We start from the raw sequence: 19,644 nt of genomic DNA on the forward strand, positions 1-19,644 counted from the left end.
TAGGATTCTGGAAAAGCCTGAGATGAGCACGGGATCAATCGGCGGAGGATTGAAACGCCGCGATCTCTTGTTGAGTGGTAGTTCTCTCGTCGCTGCTTCGGCGCTCTCGGTCGTCGGATTGACGAGCCCGGCGCAAGCGCAGCAGCCGGCACCGTCGCCCGCAGCGGCCGGCCAGCGACCGAACATCGTCGTCATCATGGGAGACGACATCGGCATCTGGAATATCGGTGCTTACCATCGTGGCATGATGGCCGGCCGGACTCCGAACCTCGATAAGATTGCCGCAGAGGGCATGCTGTTTACCGACTATTACGCCGAGGCGAGCTGCACAGCAGGGCGCGCCAACTTCATAACCGGCGAGCTACCTATCCGCACCGGCATGACCACGGTCGGCCAAGCCGGCGCCCCCACAGGCTTGCCGGCGGAGGCCGTGACCATCGCCACCGCGCTAAAGGGCATGGGCTATGCCACCGGCCAATTCGGCAAGAATCACCTTGGCGACAAGAACGAATTTTTGCCGACGGTGCATGGCTTCGACGAATTCTTCGGCTACCTGTATCACCTCGATGCGATGGAAGATCCGGCCCACCCCGGCTATCCGCAGGACCTGTTGAATGTCGTCGGTCCGCGCAACATGCTCCATACGTGGGCGACCGATGTCGACGATGCCACCGTGGACCCGCGCTGGGGCAAGGTGGGCAAGCAAAGGATCGAGGACGCCGGCACGCTCTATCCCAAGCGGATGGAAACCGTGGACGACGAAATCCGGGACCTTGCTTTGAAGTTCATTGAGAAGGCCAAGGCCGACAACAAGCCGTTCTTCCTGTGGCTCAATCCAACCCGCATGCACATCGTCACGCACTTGTCGCCAAGATACCAGGCGATGCGCAATTCCAAGAACGGCTGGACGATTCATGAAGCCGGCATGGCGCAGCTCGACGACGATGTCGGCATCGTTATGCAAAAGCTCAAGGACATGGGCGTGGATGACAACACCATTGTAATCTTCACTACCGACAACGGCACAGAGGTCTTCACCTGGCCGGATGGCGGACAGACGCCATTCGCGCAAAGCAAAGGCACCGTCATGGAAGGCGGTTTCCGTGTGCCGGCAATGATCCGCTGGCCTGGCAAGGTGCCGGCCGGCAAGGTCGAGAACGGCATCATCTCCGGGCTGGACTGGTTCCCGACCTTACTAGCCGCAGCCGGCAACCCGAACATTGTCGAGGAGTTGAAGAAGGGCAAACACATCGGGGACCGCACCTACAAGTGCCATCTGGACGGTTACAATCAGATGGACATGATCACCGGCAAAGGGCCGTCGAGCCGGCGCGAAATCTGGTACTTCGGCGAGAGCGAGCTGGGAGCCGTGCGCATCGACGACTTCAAGTATCGTTTCATCGACCAGCCTGGAGGCTGGCTGGGCGAAAAAAGCAAGGTTGACGTGCCCTATTTGACCAACCTTCGCCTCGATCCGTTCGAGCGGACTGGCTGGCCCGATAGCGGGACCAAATTTGGCGCGCAGCAATACTTCGACTGGTTCAAATATGAATTCTGGCGCTTCGTGTTCGTTCAGCAGGAGGTCGAGAAACTGGCCATGACGGCGATCGAGTTTCCGCCGATGCAGAGGGGGGCAAGCTTCAATCTAGACGCGGTGAAGGCCAAGATCGAAGCGGCGCGGGCGGCGGTAGCGAAATAAGCGTGCAGTTCTGACCACTTGCGGGTGGCCTCCCATGGGTCGCCCGCTCCCGTTGCCCGTTGTTGGCACTTTGCGTCGGAGTAGGGCCGTCTCTATTCCACGCTGCCGGTGCCGCGGCGCAGATCGGCCTCGATCTGCAATCGCGTGCCGCCGCCGAAGCGGGCGCGGTAGACCTGAAGGTTCTCCATGATCCGCTGCACGTAGTTGCGCGTCTCGGAGAACGGAATCAGCTCGACCCAGTCGACCGCATCGACCTTGGGGTCACGCGGGTCGCCGTAGCGGTCGATCCACTTCTTCACGCTGCCGCGGCCGGCATTGTAGGCGGCAAAGGTCATGATGTAGGAGCCGCGATAATCCTCGAGCAGCCCGCCGAGCTCGGCCGAGCCGAGCGTGGCGTTGTAGACCGAATCGTTCTTCAACCGCGCCAGATCGTAGGTGGCGCCGTGCCGCTTGCAGACATAGCGCGCCGCGTCCGGCGTCACCTGCATCAGCCCATAGGCCTGCGCCGGCGAGACCACCGAGGGGTTGAACGCGCTCTCCTGCCGCGCAATCGCGTAGACGATGCTGCGCTCGACCTCGGGGCCGATCGGCGTGAAGTGCGGAATGCCGTTGACGGGATAGGCGTAGAAATCGAAAGGCAGGCCGCGGTTGAGCGCGGCCTTGCCGAGCAGCAGCATGCCGCGCGCGTCGCTGTAGCGCTGGGTGAGCTCGCCGAGGCCCGCGAGCGCTTCCGGATCGCCGTTCTCGCCCATGTCGGCGAGCAGAGGCACGGCGAGCTCGCGCTCGTCGAGCTCGTAGAGCAGCTGCGCGGCGCGCACGATCTCCAGCCGCTCGGCGCCGCGGCCGCGCGGCTGGCTGTTGAGCTCGATCTGGGGCAGACCGAGCTTGGCGCGCGCGAGCTGGCCGTAATAGCTGGTCGATTGCTCGGCTGCGCGGGCATAGGCGTTGCGCGCCTCCTGCTGACGGCCTGCGGCCTCCGCGGCGCGGCCCTGCCAATAGCCGGCGCGCGCCAGCGTGGTCGGATTGACGCTACCGACGCCAATGCGGGCGAAATGCTGGGCGGCGGTGGTGGGATCGTTGAGGAAGCGCAGCGCGATCCAGCCCGCGGTGAATTCCTGCTCGGTCTTGTAGATGTCGCGCGAGGGCAGGGCTGCGTCGCGCGCGATCAGATAGGCGCTGCGGAACTCCTCGGTGTCGATCATCTTGCGCGCCAGGAGGCGCCGCTCGATCCACCATTCGTCGAGATTGTAGAGCCGGCCTGGATCCTTCGGCGCCGACAGCATCAGCTGGGCGGCTTCGGCAAACTTCTCCTCGCGGCGCAAGAGCTGGATCTTGCTGAAAGTGAAGCCGGGATCATTGTGCAGCTCGCGCGGCACGGCTTCCAGCAACGCGCGCGTGTTCGGCGCCTTCTTGACGGCGGCGATGCGAGCCTTGGCGAGCGCGACATAACCCGCGCCGAGGCGCTTGGCTGCGCGCATCGCGGCCTCGTTCTCGCTGCCGTAGAGCAGGGTGTCCATCCGTGCCTTCTGATCGCCCGGCGTCACCAGCGCGCCGAACTGGTCGAGCGCGTTGTTCTCGGTCTCCTCCGACATCGGATCGCTGCGCCAGGCCTCGCGCACCAGCCGCTCGGCATTGGCGCGGTCGCCGCGCGCCAGCATCGCCTTGGCGAGCGTGAAGCGGCCCTTGGCGGAGATCGGCGACTCGTTCTCGAACCAGGACCAGGCAACGGAATCGTCGCGCCTGTCGTCCCACATCGCGGCCTCGAGGCGGCGGCGCAGGAAGGTCTGCGACGGCCAGCTCGGATTGGCGGAGAGGAAGGCGCGGTAGCGCTCGACGGTGGCGCCATTATCCTCGCTGCGCAGGATGACCCATTCGGCGAGTTTTCGCGCGACAGGATCGGAGATGGAGGCGGCATAATTGCTGGCATCGCCCGCCTTGTGCTTGCGCACGAGCTCGATGACGGTCTCCAGCGTGTCCTTGTCCGCCTGTGACGTCGAGGAGGTCGCAGCGACCGCTGCCGGCGTCACCGGCTTGCGTGGTGCGGCATGCTGGCGCGTCGCAGGAGCCAGCACGGGCGCCGCGACGGGTTTGGCTGGCGCCGGGGCGGTCGGTTTGATCGTGGCCGTCACGGCCGGCGCGGGTGCGGCTTTGGGGGACGAGCTGCCGGCAGTCGGCGTTGGCGCGGGGGCCGCTGCGGCAGGCTTGGGCTTGTCCTTGGGCTTGTCCTTCGCGGGGTCCTTGCCGGCGGTCTTGCCTGCGTCCTTGGTCGGCTTCTTCGCGGCGTCCTTGGCAGGGTCCTTGGCTGGGGTGTTCGCCGCACCCTTGCTCGCGCCCTTAACTGTGTCCTTGGCCGCGTCCTTTGTGTCCTTGCCGGTTCCCTTGTCTGTTCCTTTGGCAGGCGCCTTCGGGGTGTTCTTGGTGGTATCCTTGGCGACCGGCTTGGCGGTGTCCTTGGTTCCTTCCGCCGTCGTCTCGTTGGACTTGGCAAGAGCGGCGCAGCCGATCGACAGTCCTGCCGTCAGGCATAGAACCAGACCAATGGATCGCCACGTGGCGCGCGGAGAGGAGATCACGGCGTTTCGTCGCCCCGAATCAGTCAGTTGGCTCAAGATCTAGCTGTATTTGATTGAATATGCGGACAAAATACCAACAGCGGCTTACCTCCGCCCGATTTGCACCAGCACCGCGGCAAAATCGCGGCCTAAACGGTGCGTCACGTGGAGGCGGGCCTTTTACCGGCGGGATAGACCCGATATGTATGGGGCTTGCTCTCAAGAGATCGCCGCGTACGGAGGAAGTCCATGGCAGCCAAGACGAAATTCCGGGGGTCGTTCACCGCCTTGGTCACGCCGTTCAAGAACGGCTCGCTGGACGAGGCGGCGTTCCGCTCCCTGGTCAACTGGCAGATCGCCGAGGGCACCAATGGCCTCGTCCCGGTCGGCACCACCGGCGAGAGCCCGACGCTGAGCCATGACGAGCACAAGAAGGTAGTCGAATGGTGCATCGCTGAAGCCAAAGGCCGGGTGCCCGTCGTTGCCGGCGCCGGCTCCAACTCGACCAAGGAGGCGATCGAGCTCGCCCAGCACGCCGAGAAGGCGGGCGCGGATGCCGTGCTGGTCGTCACGCCCTACTACAACAAGCCGACTCAGGAAGGCCTCTACCAGCACTTCAAGGCGATCAACGACGCGATCGGAATTCCGATCATCATCTACAACATCCCGCCGCGCTCGGTGATCGACATGTCGGTCGACACCATGAAGCGGCTGTGGGAGCTGAAGAACATCGCCGGCGTCAAGGACGCCACCGCCAGCATGGTGCGCGTGTCGCAGCAGCGCGCGGCGATGGGCGAGGATTTCAACCAGCTCTCCGGCGAGGATGCCACCATCCTCGGCTACATGGCCCATGGCGGCCACGGCTGCATCTCGGTGACCTCGAACGTCGCGCCGCGCCTGTGTTCGGAGTTCCACACCGCCTGGCAGAAGGGCGACGCCAAGGCGGCGCTCGCGATCCACGACAAGCTGATGCCGCTGCACAACAACCTCTTCATCGAGAGCAATCCGGCGCCGATCAAGTACGCGATGTCGCTGCTCGGCAAGTTCGACGAGACGCTGCGGCTGCCGATGGTTCCGGTCTCAGAGCCGACCCGCGCCGCGGTGCGCAGCGCCATGGTGCATGCCGGCCTGATCAACTGACGCGGTGACAAATCGGGGGAGCCGTCCATGAGCGCCGACGAAAGGGGCAGGCAGATGCTCAAGGAGTTCCGCGAGTTCGCCATGAAGGGCAACGTCGTCGATCTCGCGGTCGGCGTCATCATCGGTGCGGCCTTCGGCGCCATCGTCACGTCGCTGGTCGGTGACATCATCATGCCGATCATTGGCGCGGCGACCGGCGGCCTCGACTTCTCGAACTACTTCGTCCCCTTGTCGAAGTCGGTCACCGCCACCAACTTAGCGGATGCGAAAAAGCAAGGCGCAGTCCTTGCTTACGGTAGCTTCCTGACGCTGACGATCAACTTCATCATCATCGCCTTCGTGCTGTTCCTGGTGATCCGCGCCATGAACACGTTAAAGCGCAAGGAAGAGACCAAGCCTGCGGAGCCGCCGAAGCCGTCGGAAGAGGTCGTGCTGCTGACCGAGATCCGCGATCTCCTCAAGAAGTGACGCGCGCGCTTCACCCAAACTGTTAGCTTTGCTGCGCATCTCGATCAGGTTTGACTCCAGGTTTCACTTGCATGGCCGATAAGAACGAACGTCCGATCAAGGTCATGGCGGAAAATCGCAAGGCCCGCTTCAACTATGCGATCGAGGACACGATCGAGGCGGGCATTGCGCTGACCGGCACCGAGGTGAAGTCGATCCGCAACGGCAAGAGCACGATCGCCGAGTCCTACGCGGACTCGAAGAACGGCGAGATCTGGCTGATCAACGCCACCATTCCCGAATATCTCCAGGGCAACCGCTTCAACCACGAGCCGAAGCGGCCGCGAAAGCTGCTGCTGCATCGCCGCCAGATCAACAAATTGATGGGCGCGGTCGATCGCGAGGGCATGACGCTGATCCCGCTCAAGCTTTACTTCAACGAGCGCGGACGGGCCAAGCTGCAGCTTGCGGTTGCAAAGGGCAAGAAGCTGCACGACAAGCGCGAGAGCGAGAAGAAGCGCGACTGGAGCCGCGAGAAGGGCCGCCTGATGCGGGCGAGGGGATAGCGCAAGAGGATAGCGGCAAGAGGACGGGATGTCTCAGAAGAACCTGCTCGAGGTCGATTGGAGCCAGATTCCCGCGCCGGCCGATGACGGCGGCGCTGCACACCTCAAGGGCATGACGCTCCCGGCGATCACCCTGCTCGCGACCGACGATACGTCAGTGACATTGTCGGCGCTGTCAGGCCGAACCGTGGTGTTCGCCTATCCGCGCACCGGCGAGCCCGGCAAGATCGCGCTGGTGGACGATTGGGATATGATCCCGGGCGCGCGCGGCTGCACGCCGCAGACCTGCGCCTTCCGTGATTTGTTCGCCGAGCTGAAGGCGGCCGGTGCCTCGCAGGTGTTCGGGCTCTCGACCCAGAGCAACGAATACCAGACCGAGATGGCCTCGCGGCTGCATCTGCCGTTCCCCGTGCTGTCGGACGAGAAGCTGGCGCTCACACGCGCCCTGAAGCTGCCGACCATGGAAGTCGCAGGGCTGACGCTGATCAAGCGCCTCGCGCTGATCATCGACGATGCCAGCATCACGCATGTGTTCTATCCGGTGTTCCCGCCCGACCGGAATGCTGGCGACGTGCTCGACTGGCTGAAGGCGAATCCCGCCAAGGGATAGTCGTTAGTCGAGATCCGCCTTCACCTTTGCGAACACGGACCGGAACATGTCAGGCGTCAGCACGCCGGTGTTCGTGTTGTAGCGCGAGCAGTGATAGCTGTCGTAGAGCCTGACAGCGCCGGCCTGATGCACGGCGCCGTGGCCGAAGGGAGCTTGTGAGCCCTTCAGATTCAGCGGCTTGAGCACGGTGTCGTGCGCAATCCGTCCGAGCGCGACGATCGCGCGCAGGTTCGGCATGGTCGCGAGGTTGGCGGCGAGAAACTGGCGGCAGGTGTTGATCTCGACCGGCAGCGGCTTGTTCTGCGGCGGAACGCAATGCACGGCATTGGCGATGCGGCAGTCGATCAGCTTGAGGCCGTCATCGGGACGGGCCTGATAGTTGCCCTTGGCAAAGCCGTATTCGAGCAGCGTGGCGTAGAGCAGGTCGCCGGCATAGTCGCCCGTGAAGGGGCGGCCGGTGCGGTTGGCGCCCTGCATGCCCGGCGCGAGGCCGACGATCAGGAGCCGCGCCTTGATGTCGCCGAAGGGAGCGACCGGCGCGTTGTGCCATAACGGCTCGCGCGCCCGATTCGCCTCGCGAAAGGCGACCAGGCGCGGACAGAGCGGACAATCACGGTCGGGGACGACGGTAAGAGGCTGGCGGCTCGACCGGGCCGCCTCACTCCTCAAAGTCGTCATCGCCCCTCGGCGCCATCGTGGTTGCGCGCTGGAGGAATTGCGGGGCGTGGTGGCGTCCCTCGCCACGCTCGCCGCGATCACGCGGGGCGGGGCGTTCGGACGGGTCGCGGCCGAGCTTGGACTGCAGCTCGACGAGGTCGGTGAAGACGTCGGCCTGGCGGCGCAGCTCGTCGGCGATCATCGGCGGCTGGCTGGCGATGGTGGAGACTACGGTGACCCGCACGCCTCGGCGCTGGACGGCCTCGACCAGGGAGCGGAAATCGCCGTCACCCGAGAACAGCACCATCTGGTCGATGTGCTCGGCGAGCTCCATGGCATCCACGGCGAGCTCGATGTCCATGTTGCCCTTGACCTTGCGGCGGCCGGAAGCGTCGATGAATTCCTTGGTCGCCTTGGTGACGACGGTGTAGCCGTTGTAGTCCAGCCAGTCGATCAGCGGTCGGATCGAGGAGTATTCCTGATCCTCGATGATCGCGGTGTAGTAGAACGCCCGCAGCAAGGTTCCGCGGCTCTGAAACTCCTTCAGCAGGCGCTTGTAGTCGATGTCGAAGCCCAGGGTTTTCGCCGTGGCGTAGAGATTGGCCCCATCGATAAAGAGCGCGATCTTGTTGGTAGGGGAAGGTGACATTCAGTTGCTCGCGTAGTGCTTGTGATTGATCGTTTATTGTTGGCGCGGCGGCAGCACGCCGCGCACTTCAAAGTGCTGCCGAAGCCCGTCGAAACCGCAAATCCGGAGAAGTCGGGGCAATCAAGGTATAGTTATGGCGGTCGCGCATACACCCGGCGCTGCCCCGTCCGACAGCCCGGAAAATCACTCGACCCAGCCCCAATGTGGGGGTAGCAGAGCCGTTTGGCGAGGCCAAATCACAATTTGGCCTTGCGAAACCGCCCCGGCCCCTATAACTAGCCCTGATCATCCACATATTTCGTCCCACCCACAACGGAGCGACAGTCCATGGCTCGCGTCACCGTAGAAGATTGTATCGACAAGGTCGACAACCGGTTTGACCTGGTCCTGCTGGCCGCCCACCGTGCCCGCATGATTTCGTCCGGTTCACAACTAACGGTTGACCGTGATAACGACAAGAACCCTGTTGTGTCTTTGCGCGAAATTGCCGACACGACAATCTCGCCGGAGGACCTCCGCGAGGAGCTGGTGCATTCGCTCCAGAAGTTCGTCGAGGTCGACGAGCCCGAGCCGGACACCGTGCCGCTGATCGGTTCCGCCGGCGCCAGCGTCGATGCGGACGATACCGAAGTTGCCGTCGAGCGCATGACCGAAGAGGAGCTCCTGAAGGGTCTCGAAGGCCTCGCGCCGCCCGAGGAGCAGCCCGAGGAAGACGAGTAAATCGTCCCATCGCAGTCATCGACTTCTTGTGATCTTATCAAGGGCCCGAACCGTTGTTCGGGCCTTTGCTTTTGTTGGCGTTTTCGTGGTTACCATAGCGTTGCCGGTTCGCGCTGGGCCCTGTCACTGAATTGATCGGGACGCGCGCGGGATCGGAGCTAGGATGTATACAACGGGCTCTCTCGTGGTCCGTTCGAAGGCAGGATGGCATGGTGTATCGGCGCCGCAGACCAATGCAGATGCTGGCCGCAACCGAATCGGTTGCCATGGCCCCGTCTGCGCCGGTGGCCCGGCCGGCCAAGCCCCGCGCGCGCATGATGCGTCAATATGACCTCGTCGAACGCGTCCGGTCCTACAATCCCAACACCAACGAAGACCTGCTGAACCGCGCCTATGTCTACGCCATGAAGGCGCATGGCTCGCAGACCCGCGCCTCGGGCGATCCGTACTTCTCGCACCCGCTCGAAGTGGCGGCGATCCTCACCGACCTCAAGCTCGACGACGCCACCATCGTCGCTGCGCTGCTGCACGACACGATCGAGGACACCGAGGCGACGCGGGCCGAGATCGACCAGATCTTCGGCCCCGAGATCGGCGCGCTGGTCGAGGGCCTGACCAAGCTGAAGCGGCTGGAGCTGGTCTCGCGCGAGGCCAAGCAGGCCGAGAACCTGCGCAAATTGCTGCTGGCGATTGCCGACGATGTCCGCGTGCTGCTGGTTAAGCTCGCCGACCGCCTGCACAACATGCGGACGCTGGACTTCGTGCCGACGGAATCGCGCCGCCGTATCGCCGAGGAGACGCTCGACATCTATGCGCCGCTCGCCGGGCGCATGGGCATGCAGGAGATGCGCGAGGAGCTGGAGGACCTGTCCTTCCGCACCCTCGATCCCGAGGCCTATTCGGTGGTGATGCAGCGGCTCGACGCGCTCGCCGAGCGCAACCGCAATCTGATCGGCGAGATCGAGGACCAGCTCTCCAACAATCTGCGCCACCGCGGCTTGGGCGCGCGCGTCTACGGCCGCCGCAAGAAACCATTCTCGATCTGGACCAAGATGGAGCGCAAGTCGGTCGGCTTCGAGCAATTGTCCGACATCTTCGGCTTTCGCCTCGTCGTCAACGACATCGAGTCCTGCTATCGCGCGCTCGGCATCGTCCACACCACCTGGCCGGTCGTGCCGGGACGCTTCAAGGACTACATCTCGACGCCGAAGCAGAACGACTACCGCTCGATCCACACCACGGTGATCGGGCCCGGCAACCAGCGCGTCGAGCTCCAGATCCGCACCGAGGCGATGGACCAGATCGCCGAGCGCGGCATCGCCGCGCACGTGTTCTACAAGGAGGGCGTCGGCTCGCCGACCGAATTCCTCAAGCGCGAGTCCAACGCGTTCGCCTGGCTGCGCCACACCATCGGCATCCTCTCGGAGAGCGCCAACCCCGAGGAATTCCTCGAGCATACAAAGCTCGAGCTGTTCCACGACCAGGTGTTCTGCTTCACCCCGAAGGGCAAGCTGATCGCGCTGCCGCGCCATGCCAACGTGATCGACTTCGCCTATGCGGTACATACCGACGTTGGCAACAGCGCGGTCGGCTGCAAGATCAACGGCAAGTTCGCGCCTTTGTCCTCGGAGCTCCAGAACGGCGACGAGGTCGAGGTGCTGACCTCGGAAGCACAATCGGCGCCGCCCTCGGCCTGGGAGACGCTCGCGGTCACCGGCAAGGCGCGCGCCGCGATCCGCCGCGCCACGCGCACCGCGGTGCGCGATCAATATGCCGGCCTCGGCCGCCGCATCGTCGAGCGCCTGTTCGAGCGCGCCAAGATCGAATATGCCGACGACAAGCTCAAGGGCGCGCTGCCGCGGCTGGCGCGCACCTCGATCGAGGACGTCATGGCGGCCGTCGGCCGGGGCGAGATCAAGGCCTCCAACGTCGCGCGTGCGATGTACCCCGACTACAAGGAGGAGCGCGTCGCGCGCTATGGCATCAAGAAGGGCCTTGCCGCCAAGCTCAAGGACAAATCGTCCGAGCCGCCGCGCAGCGCGGTCGCGATCCCGATCCGCGGCATCAATTCCGACCTGCCGGTGAAGTTCGCGCCGAACGGCGGCGCCGTGCCGGGTGACCGCATCGTCGGCATCGTGACGCCGGGCGAGGGCATCACGATCTATCCGATCCAGGCGCCGGCCCTGAAGGATTTCGAGGAGGAGCCGGAGCGCTGGCTCGACGTCCGCTGGGACATCGAGGACACCGCGCCGCAGCGCTTCCCGGCCCGCATCAAGGTCGAGAACGTCAACGAGCCCGGCGCGCTGGCGCAGATCGCGACCGTGATCGCCGAGCACGACGGCAACATCGACAATATCAGCATGCAGCGCCGCTCGCCCGACTTCACGGAGACGACGATCGATCTCGAAGTCTACGACCTCAAGCATTTGAGCGCGATCCTGGCCCAGCTGCGCGCGAAGGCGGTCGTCGCCAAAGTCGAACGTGTTAATGGATGAAGCTCGTCGTTGCCGGGCTTGACCCGGCAACTCATCTTTTCAAAGAAGATGGATGCGCGGGTCGAGCCCGCGCATGACGAGCTGAGTAATGTCGCACAAGTGAGTCCTGAAATGCCCGTATCTCCGCTCCGCCTCGGCGTCAATATCGACCACGTCGCGACCGTCCGTAACGCGCGCGGCGGCCGCCATCCCGATCCGGTGCGCGCCGCGCTGCTGGCGATCGAGGCCGGCGCCGACGGCATCACCGCGCACTTACGCGAAGACCGCCGGCACATCCGCGACGAGGACATGGCGCGGCTGAAGGCCGGGATCTCCAAGCCGCTGAATTTCGAAATGGCGGCGACCGACGACATGATGCGCATCTCGCTCGCCACCAAGCCGCACGCGGTGTGCCTGGTGCCCGAGCGCCGGCAGGAGGTGACGACCGAAGGCGGGCTCGATGTGGTTGGCCAGCACAATGCGCTCGCGCCCTATATCGCGCGGCTGAACGATGCCGGCATCCGCGTCTCGCTGTTCATCGCCGCCGACCCCGCGCAGATCGAGATGGCGGCGCGGCTGCGCGCGCCCGTGATCGAGATCCACACCGGCGCCTGGTGCGATGCCGTCGTTGACGGCCACGCCGACAAGGCGGAAGCCGAATGGCAGCGGATCGTGGCGGGGGCGAAGCTGGCAAAACAAGCCGGGCTCGAGGTTCACGCCGGCCATGGCCTCGACTATGCGACGGCGGAGAAGATTGCGGCGCTGCCGGAGATCATGGAGCTCAACATCGGCTACTACATGATCGGCGAGGCGCTGTTCGTCGGCCTCGCCGAGACGGTGCGCAGCATGCGCGCCGCGATGGACCGCGGCCGGAGCCGGGCATGATCATCGGCATCGGCTCCGACCTGATCGACATCACCCGCGTGGCCAAGGTGATCGAGCGCCATGGCGAGCGCTTCCTCGACCGCATCTTCACCGCGGCCGAGCGGGCCAAGGCGGAGCGGCGCGCCAAGAGCGAGAGGATGGTGGTGGCGACCTACGCCAAGCGCTTCGCGGCCAAGGAGGCCTGCTCGAAGGCGCTCGGCACCGGTATCAGGCGCGGCGTGTGGTGGCGCGACATGGGGGTGGTCAACCTACCGGGCGGGCGGCCGACCATGCAGCTGACCGGCGGCGCGCTGGCCCGGCTCGAGGCCCTGACTCCGGAGGGATTCGAGGCAAGAATCGACCTGTCGATCACCGACGACTGGCCGCTCGCCCAGGCCTTCGTCGTCATTTCGGCTGTCCCGCTGGCCAAGCCCTGACCTTTCCGCGGTCATTTAATAATTCATATTAAGAATCAATATCTTATGCAGTTTTGGTGCGATCCTTGATTGCGTGACCTCCGACAACCGTCTAAAAGTCCGCGGACGCAAATCAGGCTGGGCGAATTCGGCTTTACGTCGGAATTGGCCCTCATTATCAGAATCAGGACAATCTCCTCGGGCTGCGAGCGATGGACTGCTCGCGGGAGGAGGGCGCTCTGTGACCGCCGGCCGGAATTGAGAGAGCAATGAGCGTGACTTCGGGAACGAAAACTGAGAGCGGCGTCGGCGAAACGATCCGGGTCGTGATCCATGCTCTCCTGATCGCGCTGGTGATCCGCACCTTTCTGTTCCAGCCCTTCAACATCCCGTCGGGCTCGATGAAGGCGACGCTGCTGGTCGGCGATTATCTGTTCGTCTCGAAATATTCCTACGGCTACAGCCACTACTCGATCCCGTTCTCGCCGCCGCTGTTCTCGGGGCGAATCTGGGGCGCGGACCCGAACCGCGGCGACGTCGTCGTGTTTCGCCTGCCGAGGGAAGACTCCACCGACTACATCAAGCGCGTGATCGGTCTTCCCGGCGACCGCATCCAGATGAAAGACGGGCTGCTCTACATCAACGACGTGCCGGTGCAGCGCGAACGGCTGAGCGACTTCGTCGGCGAAGACCCTTGCAGTTCGTCCGACACGGAGCGGGTCACGACGGCGCGGGTGAAGCGCTGGAAGGAGGTGCTGCCGAACGGCGTCTCCTACGAGACCCTCGATTGCGTCGATAACGGCTTCTACGACAGCACCAGTGTCTACACCGTGCCGCCCGGCCATTTCTTCATGATGGGCGACAATCGCGACAACTCGACCGACAGCCGCGTCCAGTCGGCGGTGGGTTACGTGCCGCAGGAGAACCTGATCGGCCGCGCCCAGATGATCTTCTTCTCGATCGGCCAGGGCGAGCATGCCTGGATGTTCTGGCGCTGGCCGTGGTCGGTGCGCTGGAATCGTTTCTTCAAAATCGTCCGATGAAAGACGAAGCCAAGGACATCGCGACCCAATCAATCGAGGCGCAAGCCGCTCCTGAGGGCGAAGCTGCGACGAAGACGCCTGCCAAGAAGAAGCGGGCGCGGAGCAGCAAGAAGGACAAGGCGAAGGCGGCGGATGCCAATGCGGCGCTCGAGGCGCGCATCGGACACGGCTTCACTGACCCGAACCTGTTGATGCAGGCGATCACGCATGTCTCGGCGCTGAAGTCGGGGCGCAAGCGCGGCGACAGCTATCAGCGGCTGGAATTCCTCGGCGACCACGTGCTCGGCCTCGTCGTCTCCGACATGCTCTATCACGCCTTCCCGAACGCCGACGAAGGCGAGCTGTCGAAGCGGCTTGCCGAACTGGTGCGCAAGGAGAGCTGCGCCGATGTCGCAAAATCGCTCGGGCTGCTCGACGACATCAAGCTGGGGTCGGTCGGGTCCAGCGCCGATGCGCGCCTGCGCAAATCCATCCTCGGTGACATCTGCGAAGCCGTGATCGGCGCCATCTTCCTCGACGGTGGCCATGCGGCGGCGGCCGAGTTCGTCAAGCGCAACTGGACCGAGCGCATGCACAAGCCGCGGCGTCCGTTGCGCGATCCCAAGACCGTGCTGCAGGAATGGGCGCAGGGCAAGGGACTGCCGACGCCGGTTTACCGCGAGGTCGAGCGCACCGGCCCGCATCATGATCCGCAGTTTCGCGTTGCCGTGGACCTGCCGGGGCTGGCGCCGGCCGAAGGCGTCGGCGGCAGTAAGCGTGCGGCGGAGAAGGTGGCGGCCTCGGTCATGATCGAACGCGAAGGTGTTGGCGGCGGCAATGACGGCTGAAGCAAGCGGAGAGGCGCCGACCGCGACGCGCTGCGGCTTCGTCGCGCTGATCGGTGCGCCCAATGTCGGCAAGTCCACGCTGGTCAATGCGCTGGTCGGGGCCAAGGTGACGATCGTCTCGCGCAAGGTGCAGACCACGCGCGCGCTGATCCGCGGCATCGTCATCGAGAACAACGCGCAGATCATCCTGGTCGACACGCCCGGCATCTTCTCGCCCAAGCGCCGGCTCGACCGCGCCATGGTCTCGACCGCCTGGAGCGGGGCGCACGATGCCGACCTCGTCTGCGTGCTGCTCGATGCCAAGACCGGCATCGACGAGGAGGCCGAGGCGATCCTCGCCAAGGCCGCCAGCGTCAACCACGACAAGATCCTCGTCATCAATAAGGTCGACCTGGTCCAGCGCGAGAAGCTGCTGGCGCTGGCGCAGGCCGCCAACGAGCGCATGACGTTCGCAAAGACCTTCATGATCGCGGCGATCTCGGGTGACGGCGTCGACGACATCCGCACGACTCTCGCCGCGATGGTGCCGCCGGGCCCGTTCCTCTACCCCGAGGACCAGATGTCCGACGCGCCGATGCGGCAGCTGGCGGCCGAGATCACGCGCGAGAAGATCTATCAGAAGCTGCACCAGGAATTGCCCTACCAGTCCACGGTCGAGACCGACAAGTGGGAGGAGCGCAAGGACAAGTCGGTGCGGATCGAGCAGACGATCTTCGTCGAGCGCGAGAGCCAGCGCAAGATCGTGCTCGGCAAGGGCGGTGCCACCATCAAGTCGATCGGTGCGGACTCGCGCAAAGAGCTGATGCAGATCCTGGACGTGCCGGTGCATCTGTTCCTGTTCGTCAAGGTGCGCGAGAACTGGGGCGATGATCCCGATCGCTACCGCGAGATGGGCCTGGACTTTCCCAAAGAATAACCAAGAAAAGATCGGTATCTGATGAGCGTGCCCAGCAACGTCCGGCGCTTCGAAGCGCTGCTCTATGCGTCACTGATGCTGGATGCCTTGTCGGTCGCGGTGCAGGACCGCACGCCCAATGCCGAGATGACCGAGCAGATGATCATGACGGCGACCCTGCTCGCCGGCGGCATGATTTTGCTGCTCGTCTATTTCGTCTGGCTGGCCGCGCGTTGGCGCAAGAACTGGCCGCGCTGGGTGCTGGCGGCAGCGCTCGTTCTGTCGGTGATCTCGCTCGGCCAGATCATCGGCGAGAAGGGCATGGAGCTCGACAGCGCCATCGAGATCGTCTCCTGCGCGCTGACGGCGATCGGCCTGTATTTCTCCTTCACCGGCGACGCGCAGGGCTGGTTCAACGCCTAGCGCCTGGCTGCGCTGCGGTAGGGTGGGCAAAGGCGCGCCCTCGCGCGCTATGCCCACCACAATCGCGGCATGATCAAATTGGTGGGCACGCTTTGCTTTGCCCACCCTACGGCCTCTCGAAATGCGCTAGACTTCCTCCCATGGAATGGACCGACGAAGGCATCGTGCTGGGGGTGCGGCGGCATGGCGAGTCCAGCGCCATTGTCGAGCTCTTGACCCGCGCGCACGGCCGGCATCTCGGGCTCGTGCGCGGCGGCGCCAGCTCGCGGCTCAGGCCCTTGCTGCAGCCCGGCAACAGCGTCAGTGCGGTGTGGCGGGCGCGGCTCGACGAGCATCTCGGCACCTATGCGATCGAGGGATTGAAGCTGCGCGCCGCGACGCTGCTCGGATCGTCCCATGGGGTCTATGGCGTCACCCATCTCGCCTCGATCGCGCGGCTCCTGCCGGAGCGCGACCCGCACGAGGACATCTTTGCGCTTCTCGAGCATTCGCTCGACGATTTCGACGACATCGGCAGTGCGGCGGTGCATCTCATTCATTTCGAGCTGGCGATGCTCGCCGAGCTGGGTTTCGGGCTCGCGCTGGAGAATTGCGCGGTGACCGGCGAGACCACGGACCTGATCTATGTCTCGCCCAAATCCGGCGGGGCGGTGTCACGCGGCGCGGGCGAGCCGTGGCGCGACCGGCTGCTGCGCCTGCCGCCATTCCTGCGCCACGGCGAAACCGCGAGTGAACTCACCGAACAGGACCTTCAGGACGGCTTTCGGCTCACTGGCCTGTTCCTGCTGCGCCATGTGCTGGAGCCGCGCGGACAGGGTCATTCCGACGCGCGCGCGGGCTTCATCAATGCCCTGATGCGGCAGCAGGCGAGGACGGCAATCCCTGCGCCATGAGCCAAGCGGGAGGCAGGCTTACCCTTCGACATTGGTTCCCACGGAACCAAATCGGCCCGGTCGAGTTCGCTCCCGCAGGGTTCCACAATGGGGACAGCCCAAATGTTGATCAGGGGATTTGCCTTGTCTGCGGCGCTGGTTGCGCTCGCGCCTGACGCTACGGCCGGCGAGCCGCAACCGGGCGTGTTTCGGCGCGCCTCCTGCACCGTCGTCCGGTACTATGTGGCCAAATATTCCGCTGCAGCCGCAGAGACATGGGCGCGATCCCATGGTGCTACGGAGGCCGAGATCGAGGCCGCCCGCCGCTGTCTGACAAGCGTGCCAACCCCGGCGCAGGCCAAGACTCCGCCCGTGACAGCCGGCTGGGCAGGCCAATAGGCTGCCCACAGGGAACCATTCGATCCTTGCCCGATTCGCTTCCACGGTTTAACCGGGCGGCATGGGAAAGCGAATCGTTCCGCCGGAAGAGCCGGCCGAAATTCACGAGGTGCCGCTGCGTGAGGCGCTCGAAGAGCGCTATCTCGCCTATGCGCTCTCCACCATTATGCACCGCGCGCTGCCGGACGCGCGCGACGGCCTGAAGCCGGTGCACCGGCGCATCCTCTACGGCATGCGCCTGCTCCGCCTCGACCCCGGCACGGCCTTCAAGAAGTCCGCAAAAATCGTCGGCGACGTGATGGGCTCGTTCCATCCGCACGGCGACCAGGCGATCTACGACGCCATGGTCCGTCTCGCGCAGGATTTCTCCTCGCGCTACCCGCTGGTCGACGGCCAGGGCAATTTCGGCAATATCGACGGCGATAACCCCGCCGCCTACCGCTACACCGAAGCGCGCATGACCGACGTTGCGCGCCTGCTGCTCGAGGGCATCGACGAGGACGGCGTCGAATTCCGCGCCAATTACGACGGCCAGTCGAAAGAGCCGGTCGTGCTGCCCGGCGGCTTCCCGAACCTGCTCGCCAACGGCGCGCAAGGCATCGCGGTCGGCATGGCGACCTCGATCCCGCCGCACAACGCCGCCGAGCTGTGCGACGCCGCGCTGCATCTGATCGAGAAGCCCGACGCGAAGTCCAAGGCGCTCTTGAAGTGGGTCAAGGGTCCGGATTTCCCGACCGGCGGCATCATCGTCGATTCCAAGCAGGCCATTGCTGAGGCCTACACGACCGGCCGCGGCTCGTTCCGCGTCCGCGCCAGGTGGTCGCACGAAGAGGGCGCACGCGGCACCTGGGTCGTCGTCGTTACCGAGATTCCGTTCCTGGTGCAGAAGTCTCGCCTGATCGAGAAGGTCGCCGAGCTGCTGGACCAGAAGAAGCTGCCGCTGGTCGGCGACATCAGGGACGAGTCGGCCGAAGACGTCCGCATCGTGATCGAGCCGAAATCGAAGAACGTCGATCCCGCCCTGATGATGGAATCGCTGTTCCGGCTGACCGAGCTCGAAAACAAGATTCCGCTGAATCTGAACGTCCTGATCAAGGGCAAAATCCCGAAGGTGGTGGGACTCGCCGAATGCTTGCGCGAATGGCTCGACCATTTGCGGGACGTGCTGATCCGCCGCAGCAACTACCGCAAGGAGCAGATCGAGCACCGCTTGGAGGTTCTCGGCGGCTTCCTGATCGCCTATCTGAACATCGACAAGGTGATCAAGATCATCCGCACCGAGGATGAACCGAAGCCGGCGTTGATCAAGGCATTCAAGCTCACCGAGGTGCAGGCCGAAGCCATCCTCAACATGCGCCTGCGCTCCTTGCGCAAGCTCGAAGAGATGGAGATCCGCACCGAGGACAAGAACCTCCGCGCCGAGCTCAAGGGCATCAACGCGGTGCTCGCCTCCGAAGCCGAGCAATGGAAGAAGGTCGGCGAGCAAGTCGGCAAGGTCCGCGACATGTTCGGACCCAAGACGCCGCTCGGCAAGCGCCGCACCACCTTCGCTGATGCGCCCGAGCACGATCTCGCCGCGATCGAGGAGGCCTTCGTCGAGCGCGAGCCGGTGACGGTCGTTGTCTCCGACAAGGGCTGGATCCGCACCATGAAGGGCCATGTCGAGGATCTCTCAGGGCTCGCCTTCAAGCAGGACGACAAGCTCGGCTTCGCCTTCTTCGCGGAGACGACCTCGAAGCTGCTGCTGTTTGCGACCAACGGCAAGTTCTACTCGCTCGACGTCGCGAAACTGCCGGGCGGCCGCGGACACGGCGAGCCGATCCGCCTGTTCATCGACCTCGAACAGGAGGCCGCACCCGTCGCGCTGTTCGTCCACAAGGGTGGTCGCAAATTCCTGGTGGCGAGCCACGAGGGGCAGGGCTTTGTCGTCAACGAGGACGATTGCGTCGGCACCACCAAGAAGGGCAAGCAGGTTCTCAACGTCGACATGCCGAACGAGGCCCGCGCGATCACCGAAGTGCTCGGCGACACCGTCGCGGTCATCGGCGACAACCGCAAGATGCTCATCTTCCCGCTCGACCAGGTGCCGGAGATGGCCCGCGGCCGCGGCGTGCGCTTGCAGAAGTACAAGGATGGCGGCCTGTCCGACGTCGCCGTGTTCGACGCCAAGGCGGGCCTGACCTGGAAGGACTCCGCGGGGCGCGAGTTCAGCGCGAGCATGAAAGAGCTCGCCGAATGGCAGGGCACCCGCGCCGACGCCGGCCGTCTGCCGCCGAAGGGCTTCCCGAAGTCGAACAAGTTCGGCCGGGTGATCGGGTAGGGTCGGGGGCACGACGACCGTCGCCACACATCGGTGTCATGCCCCGCGAAGTCGGGGCATCCAGTATGCCG

At 64.5% G+C, this 19,644-nt stretch carries 19 protein-coding genes; 16 read left to right on the forward strand and 3 right to left on the reverse strand.

What is annotated here, in order from left to right:
- Positions 1-22: 22 nt before the first annotated feature.
- Complete coding sequence (locus AAFG16_RS23510) at positions 23-1,699, forward strand: arylsulfatase (RefSeq protein ID WP_342740956.1); 1,677 nt, start codon at positions 23-25, stop codon at positions 1,697-1,699.
- A gap of 92 nt (positions 1,700-1,791) precedes the next feature.
- On the opposite strand, the gene AAFG16_RS23515 is transcribed toward AAFG16_RS23510, so the two are convergent.
- Positions 1,792-4,272, reverse strand: a complete 2,481-nt coding sequence (locus tag AAFG16_RS23515) for a transglycosylase SLT domain-containing protein (RefSeq protein ID WP_342740712.1) — start codon at positions 4,270-4,272, stop codon at positions 1,792-1,794.
- A 228-nt stretch (positions 4,273-4,500) separates the two neighbouring features.
- Between AAFG16_RS23515 and dapA the strand changes: the two genes are divergently transcribed.
- The 4 genes from dapA (at position 4,501) to AAFG16_RS23535 (ending at position 7,014) form a co-directional block, all read left to right on the forward strand.
- Positions 4,501-5,391, forward strand: coding sequence for a 4-hydroxy-tetrahydrodipicolinate synthase (gene dapA / locus AAFG16_RS23520; protein WP_342740713.1), 891 nt, complete (start codon positions 4,501-4,503; stop codon positions 5,389-5,391).
- 54 nt (positions 5,392-5,445) lie between these two features.
- Positions 5,446-5,859, forward strand: a complete 414-nt coding sequence (mscL, locus tag AAFG16_RS23525; protein ID WP_283086949.1) for a large conductance mechanosensitive channel protein MscL — start codon at positions 5,446-5,448, stop codon at positions 5,857-5,859.
- A 71-nt stretch (positions 5,860-5,930) separates the two neighbouring features.
- A complete protein-coding gene (smpB, locus tag AAFG16_RS23530; RefSeq protein ID WP_024341117.1) occupies positions 5,931-6,404 on the forward strand; it encodes an SsrA-binding protein SmpB in 474 nt (157 codons plus the stop codon).
- 28 nt (positions 6,405-6,432) lie between these two features.
- The gene (locus AAFG16_RS23535; RefSeq protein WP_283086506.1) at positions 6,433-7,014 is read left to right on the forward strand and encodes a peroxiredoxin; all 582 of its coding nucleotides are present in this window, start codon (positions 6,433-6,435) and stop codon (positions 7,012-7,014) included.
- 3 nt (positions 7,015-7,017) lie between these two features.
- On the opposite strand, the gene AAFG16_RS23540 is transcribed toward AAFG16_RS23535, so the two are convergent.
- Together AAFG16_RS23540 and AAFG16_RS23545 are read right to left on the reverse strand one after the other, a co-directional pair.
- Complete coding sequence (locus AAFG16_RS23540) at positions 7,018-7,692, reverse strand: uracil-DNA glycosylase (RefSeq protein WP_283086507.1); 675 nt, start codon at positions 7,690-7,692, stop codon at positions 7,018-7,020.
- On the reverse strand, positions 7,673-8,320 hold the full coding sequence (locus tag AAFG16_RS23545; RefSeq protein WP_018644573.1) for an NYN domain-containing protein: 648 nt from the start codon (positions 8,318-8,320) through the stop codon (positions 7,673-7,675). Before AAFG16_RS23545 ends, AAFG16_RS23540 begins: the two co-directional genes overlap by 20 nt.
- 327 nt (positions 8,321-8,647) lie before the next feature.
- Here AAFG16_RS23545 and rpoZ point away from each other — a divergent pair, with 327 nt between their 5' ends.
- The 11 genes from rpoZ (at position 8,648) to parC (ending at position 19,573) form a co-directional block, all read left to right on the forward strand.
- A complete protein-coding gene (gene rpoZ, locus AAFG16_RS23550; RefSeq protein WP_008133017.1) occupies positions 8,648-9,040 on the forward strand; it encodes a DNA-directed RNA polymerase subunit omega in 393 nt (130 codons plus the stop codon).
- Between the two features lie 209 nt (positions 9,041-9,249).
- Positions 9,250-11,535, forward strand: a complete 2,286-nt coding sequence (locus AAFG16_RS23555) for a bifunctional (p)ppGpp synthetase/guanosine-3',5'-bis(diphosphate) 3'-pyrophosphohydrolase (RefSeq protein ID WP_283086508.1) — start codon at positions 9,250-9,252, stop codon at positions 11,533-11,535.
- A 111-nt stretch (positions 11,536-11,646) separates the two neighbouring features.
- The gene (locus tag AAFG16_RS23560; RefSeq protein ID WP_342740714.1) at positions 11,647-12,399 is read left to right on the forward strand and encodes a pyridoxine 5'-phosphate synthase; all 753 of its coding nucleotides are present in this window, start codon (positions 11,647-11,649) and stop codon (positions 12,397-12,399) included.
- Positions 12,396-12,815 (forward strand): holo-ACP synthase, encoded by a 420-nt coding sequence (gene acpS / locus AAFG16_RS23565; protein ID WP_092218809.1) that lies wholly within the window; start codon positions 12,396-12,398, stop codon positions 12,813-12,815. The genes AAFG16_RS23560 and acpS overlap by 4 nt, the downstream gene beginning before the upstream one ends.
- Before the next feature lie 248 nt (positions 12,816-13,063).
- Positions 13,064-13,837, forward strand: coding sequence for a signal peptidase I (gene lepB / locus AAFG16_RS23570; protein WP_027559600.1), 774 nt, complete (start codon positions 13,064-13,066; stop codon positions 13,835-13,837).
- The gene (gene rnc, locus AAFG16_RS23575) at positions 13,834-14,664 is read left to right on the forward strand and encodes a ribonuclease III (RefSeq protein ID WP_283086511.1); all 831 of its coding nucleotides are present in this window, start codon (positions 13,834-13,836) and stop codon (positions 14,662-14,664) included. The genes lepB and rnc overlap by 4 nt, the downstream gene beginning before the upstream one ends.
- The gene (gene era / locus AAFG16_RS23580; RefSeq protein ID WP_342740715.1) at positions 14,654-15,580 is read left to right on the forward strand and encodes a GTPase Era; all 927 of its coding nucleotides are present in this window, start codon (positions 14,654-14,656) and stop codon (positions 15,578-15,580) included. Before rnc ends, era begins: the two co-directional genes overlap by 11 nt.
- Before the next feature lie 21 nt (positions 15,581-15,601).
- On the forward strand, positions 15,602-15,982 hold the full coding sequence (locus tag AAFG16_RS23585) for a hypothetical protein (protein ID WP_283086513.1): 381 nt from the start codon (positions 15,602-15,604) through the stop codon (positions 15,980-15,982).
- Between the two features lie 140 nt (positions 15,983-16,122).
- Positions 16,123-16,875: a DNA repair protein RecO gene (gene recO / locus AAFG16_RS23590; RefSeq protein WP_342740716.1), complete on the forward strand. Its 753-nt coding sequence runs from the start codon at positions 16,123-16,125 to the stop codon at positions 16,873-16,875.
- 102 nt (positions 16,876-16,977) lie between these two features.
- Positions 16,978-17,253 (forward strand): hypothetical protein, encoded by a 276-nt coding sequence (locus AAFG16_RS23595; protein ID WP_283086515.1) that lies wholly within the window; start codon positions 16,978-16,980, stop codon positions 17,251-17,253.
- 61 nt (positions 17,254-17,314) lie between these two features.
- The gene (parC, locus tag AAFG16_RS23600) at positions 17,315-19,573 is read left to right on the forward strand and encodes a DNA topoisomerase IV subunit A (RefSeq protein WP_342740717.1); all 2,259 of its coding nucleotides are present in this window, start codon (positions 17,315-17,317) and stop codon (positions 19,571-19,573) included.
- Positions 19,574-19,644 lie beyond the last annotated feature (71 nt).

This window comes from Bradyrhizobium sp. B117 (assembly GCF_038969555.1).
Taxonomy (GTDB): domain Bacteria; phylum Pseudomonadota; class Alphaproteobacteria; order Rhizobiales; family Xanthobacteraceae; genus Bradyrhizobium.

Bases quoted from the DNA above. Each gene is read 5' to 3' on its own strand.
- mscL (WP_283086949.1), top strand. From the start codon at position 5,446: ATGCTCAAGGAGTTCCGCGAGTTCGCCATGAAGGGCAACGTCGTCGAT.
- AAFG16_RS23540 (WP_283086507.1), bottom strand. From the start codon at position 7,692: ATGACGACTTTGAGGAGTGAGGCGGCCCGGTCGAGCCGCCAGCCTCTT.
- smpB (WP_024341117.1), top strand. From the start codon at position 5,931: ATGGCCGATAAGAACGAACGTCCGATCAAGGTCATGGCGGAAAATCGC.
- rnc (WP_283086511.1), top strand. From the start codon at position 13,834: ATGAAAGACGAAGCCAAGGACATCGCGACCCAATCAATCGAGGCGCAA.
- AAFG16_RS23510 (WP_342740956.1), top strand. From the start codon at position 23: ATGAGCACGGGATCAATCGGCGGAGGATTGAAACGCCGCGATCTCTTG.
- parC (WP_342740717.1), top strand. From the start codon at position 17,315: ATGGGAAAGCGAATCGTTCCGCCGGAAGAGCCGGCCGAAATTCACGAG.
- AAFG16_RS23545 (WP_018644573.1), bottom strand. From the start codon at position 8,320: ATGTCACCTTCCCCTACCAACAAGATCGCGCTCTTTATCGATGGGGCC.
- acpS (WP_092218809.1), top strand. From the start codon at position 12,396: ATGATCATCGGCATCGGCTCCGACCTGATCGACATCACCCGCGTGGCC.
- AAFG16_RS23560 (WP_342740714.1), top strand. From the start codon at position 11,647: ATGCCCGTATCTCCGCTCCGCCTCGGCGTCAATATCGACCACGTCGCG.
- recO (WP_342740716.1), top strand. From the start codon at position 16,123: ATGGAATGGACCGACGAAGGCATCGTGCTGGGGGTGCGGCGGCATGGC.
- AAFG16_RS23595 (WP_283086515.1), top strand. From the start codon at position 16,978: ATGTTGATCAGGGGATTTGCCTTGTCTGCGGCGCTGGTTGCGCTCGCG.
- lepB (WP_027559600.1), top strand. From the start codon at position 13,064: ATGAGCGTGACTTCGGGAACGAAAACTGAGAGCGGCGTCGGCGAAACG.
- AAFG16_RS23535 (WP_283086506.1), top strand. From the start codon at position 6,433: ATGTCTCAGAAGAACCTGCTCGAGGTCGATTGGAGCCAGATTCCCGCG.
- rpoZ (WP_008133017.1), top strand. From the start codon at position 8,648: ATGGCTCGCGTCACCGTAGAAGATTGTATCGACAAGGTCGACAACCGG.
- AAFG16_RS23585 (WP_283086513.1), top strand. From the start codon at position 15,602: ATGAGCGTGCCCAGCAACGTCCGGCGCTTCGAAGCGCTGCTCTATGCG.
- dapA (WP_342740713.1), top strand. From the start codon at position 4,501: ATGGCAGCCAAGACGAAATTCCGGGGGTCGTTCACCGCCTTGGTCACG.
- AAFG16_RS23555 (WP_283086508.1), top strand. From the start codon at position 9,250: ATGGTGTATCGGCGCCGCAGACCAATGCAGATGCTGGCCGCAACCGAA.
- era (WP_342740715.1), top strand. From the start codon at position 14,654: ATGACGGCTGAAGCAAGCGGAGAGGCGCCGACCGCGACGCGCTGCGGC.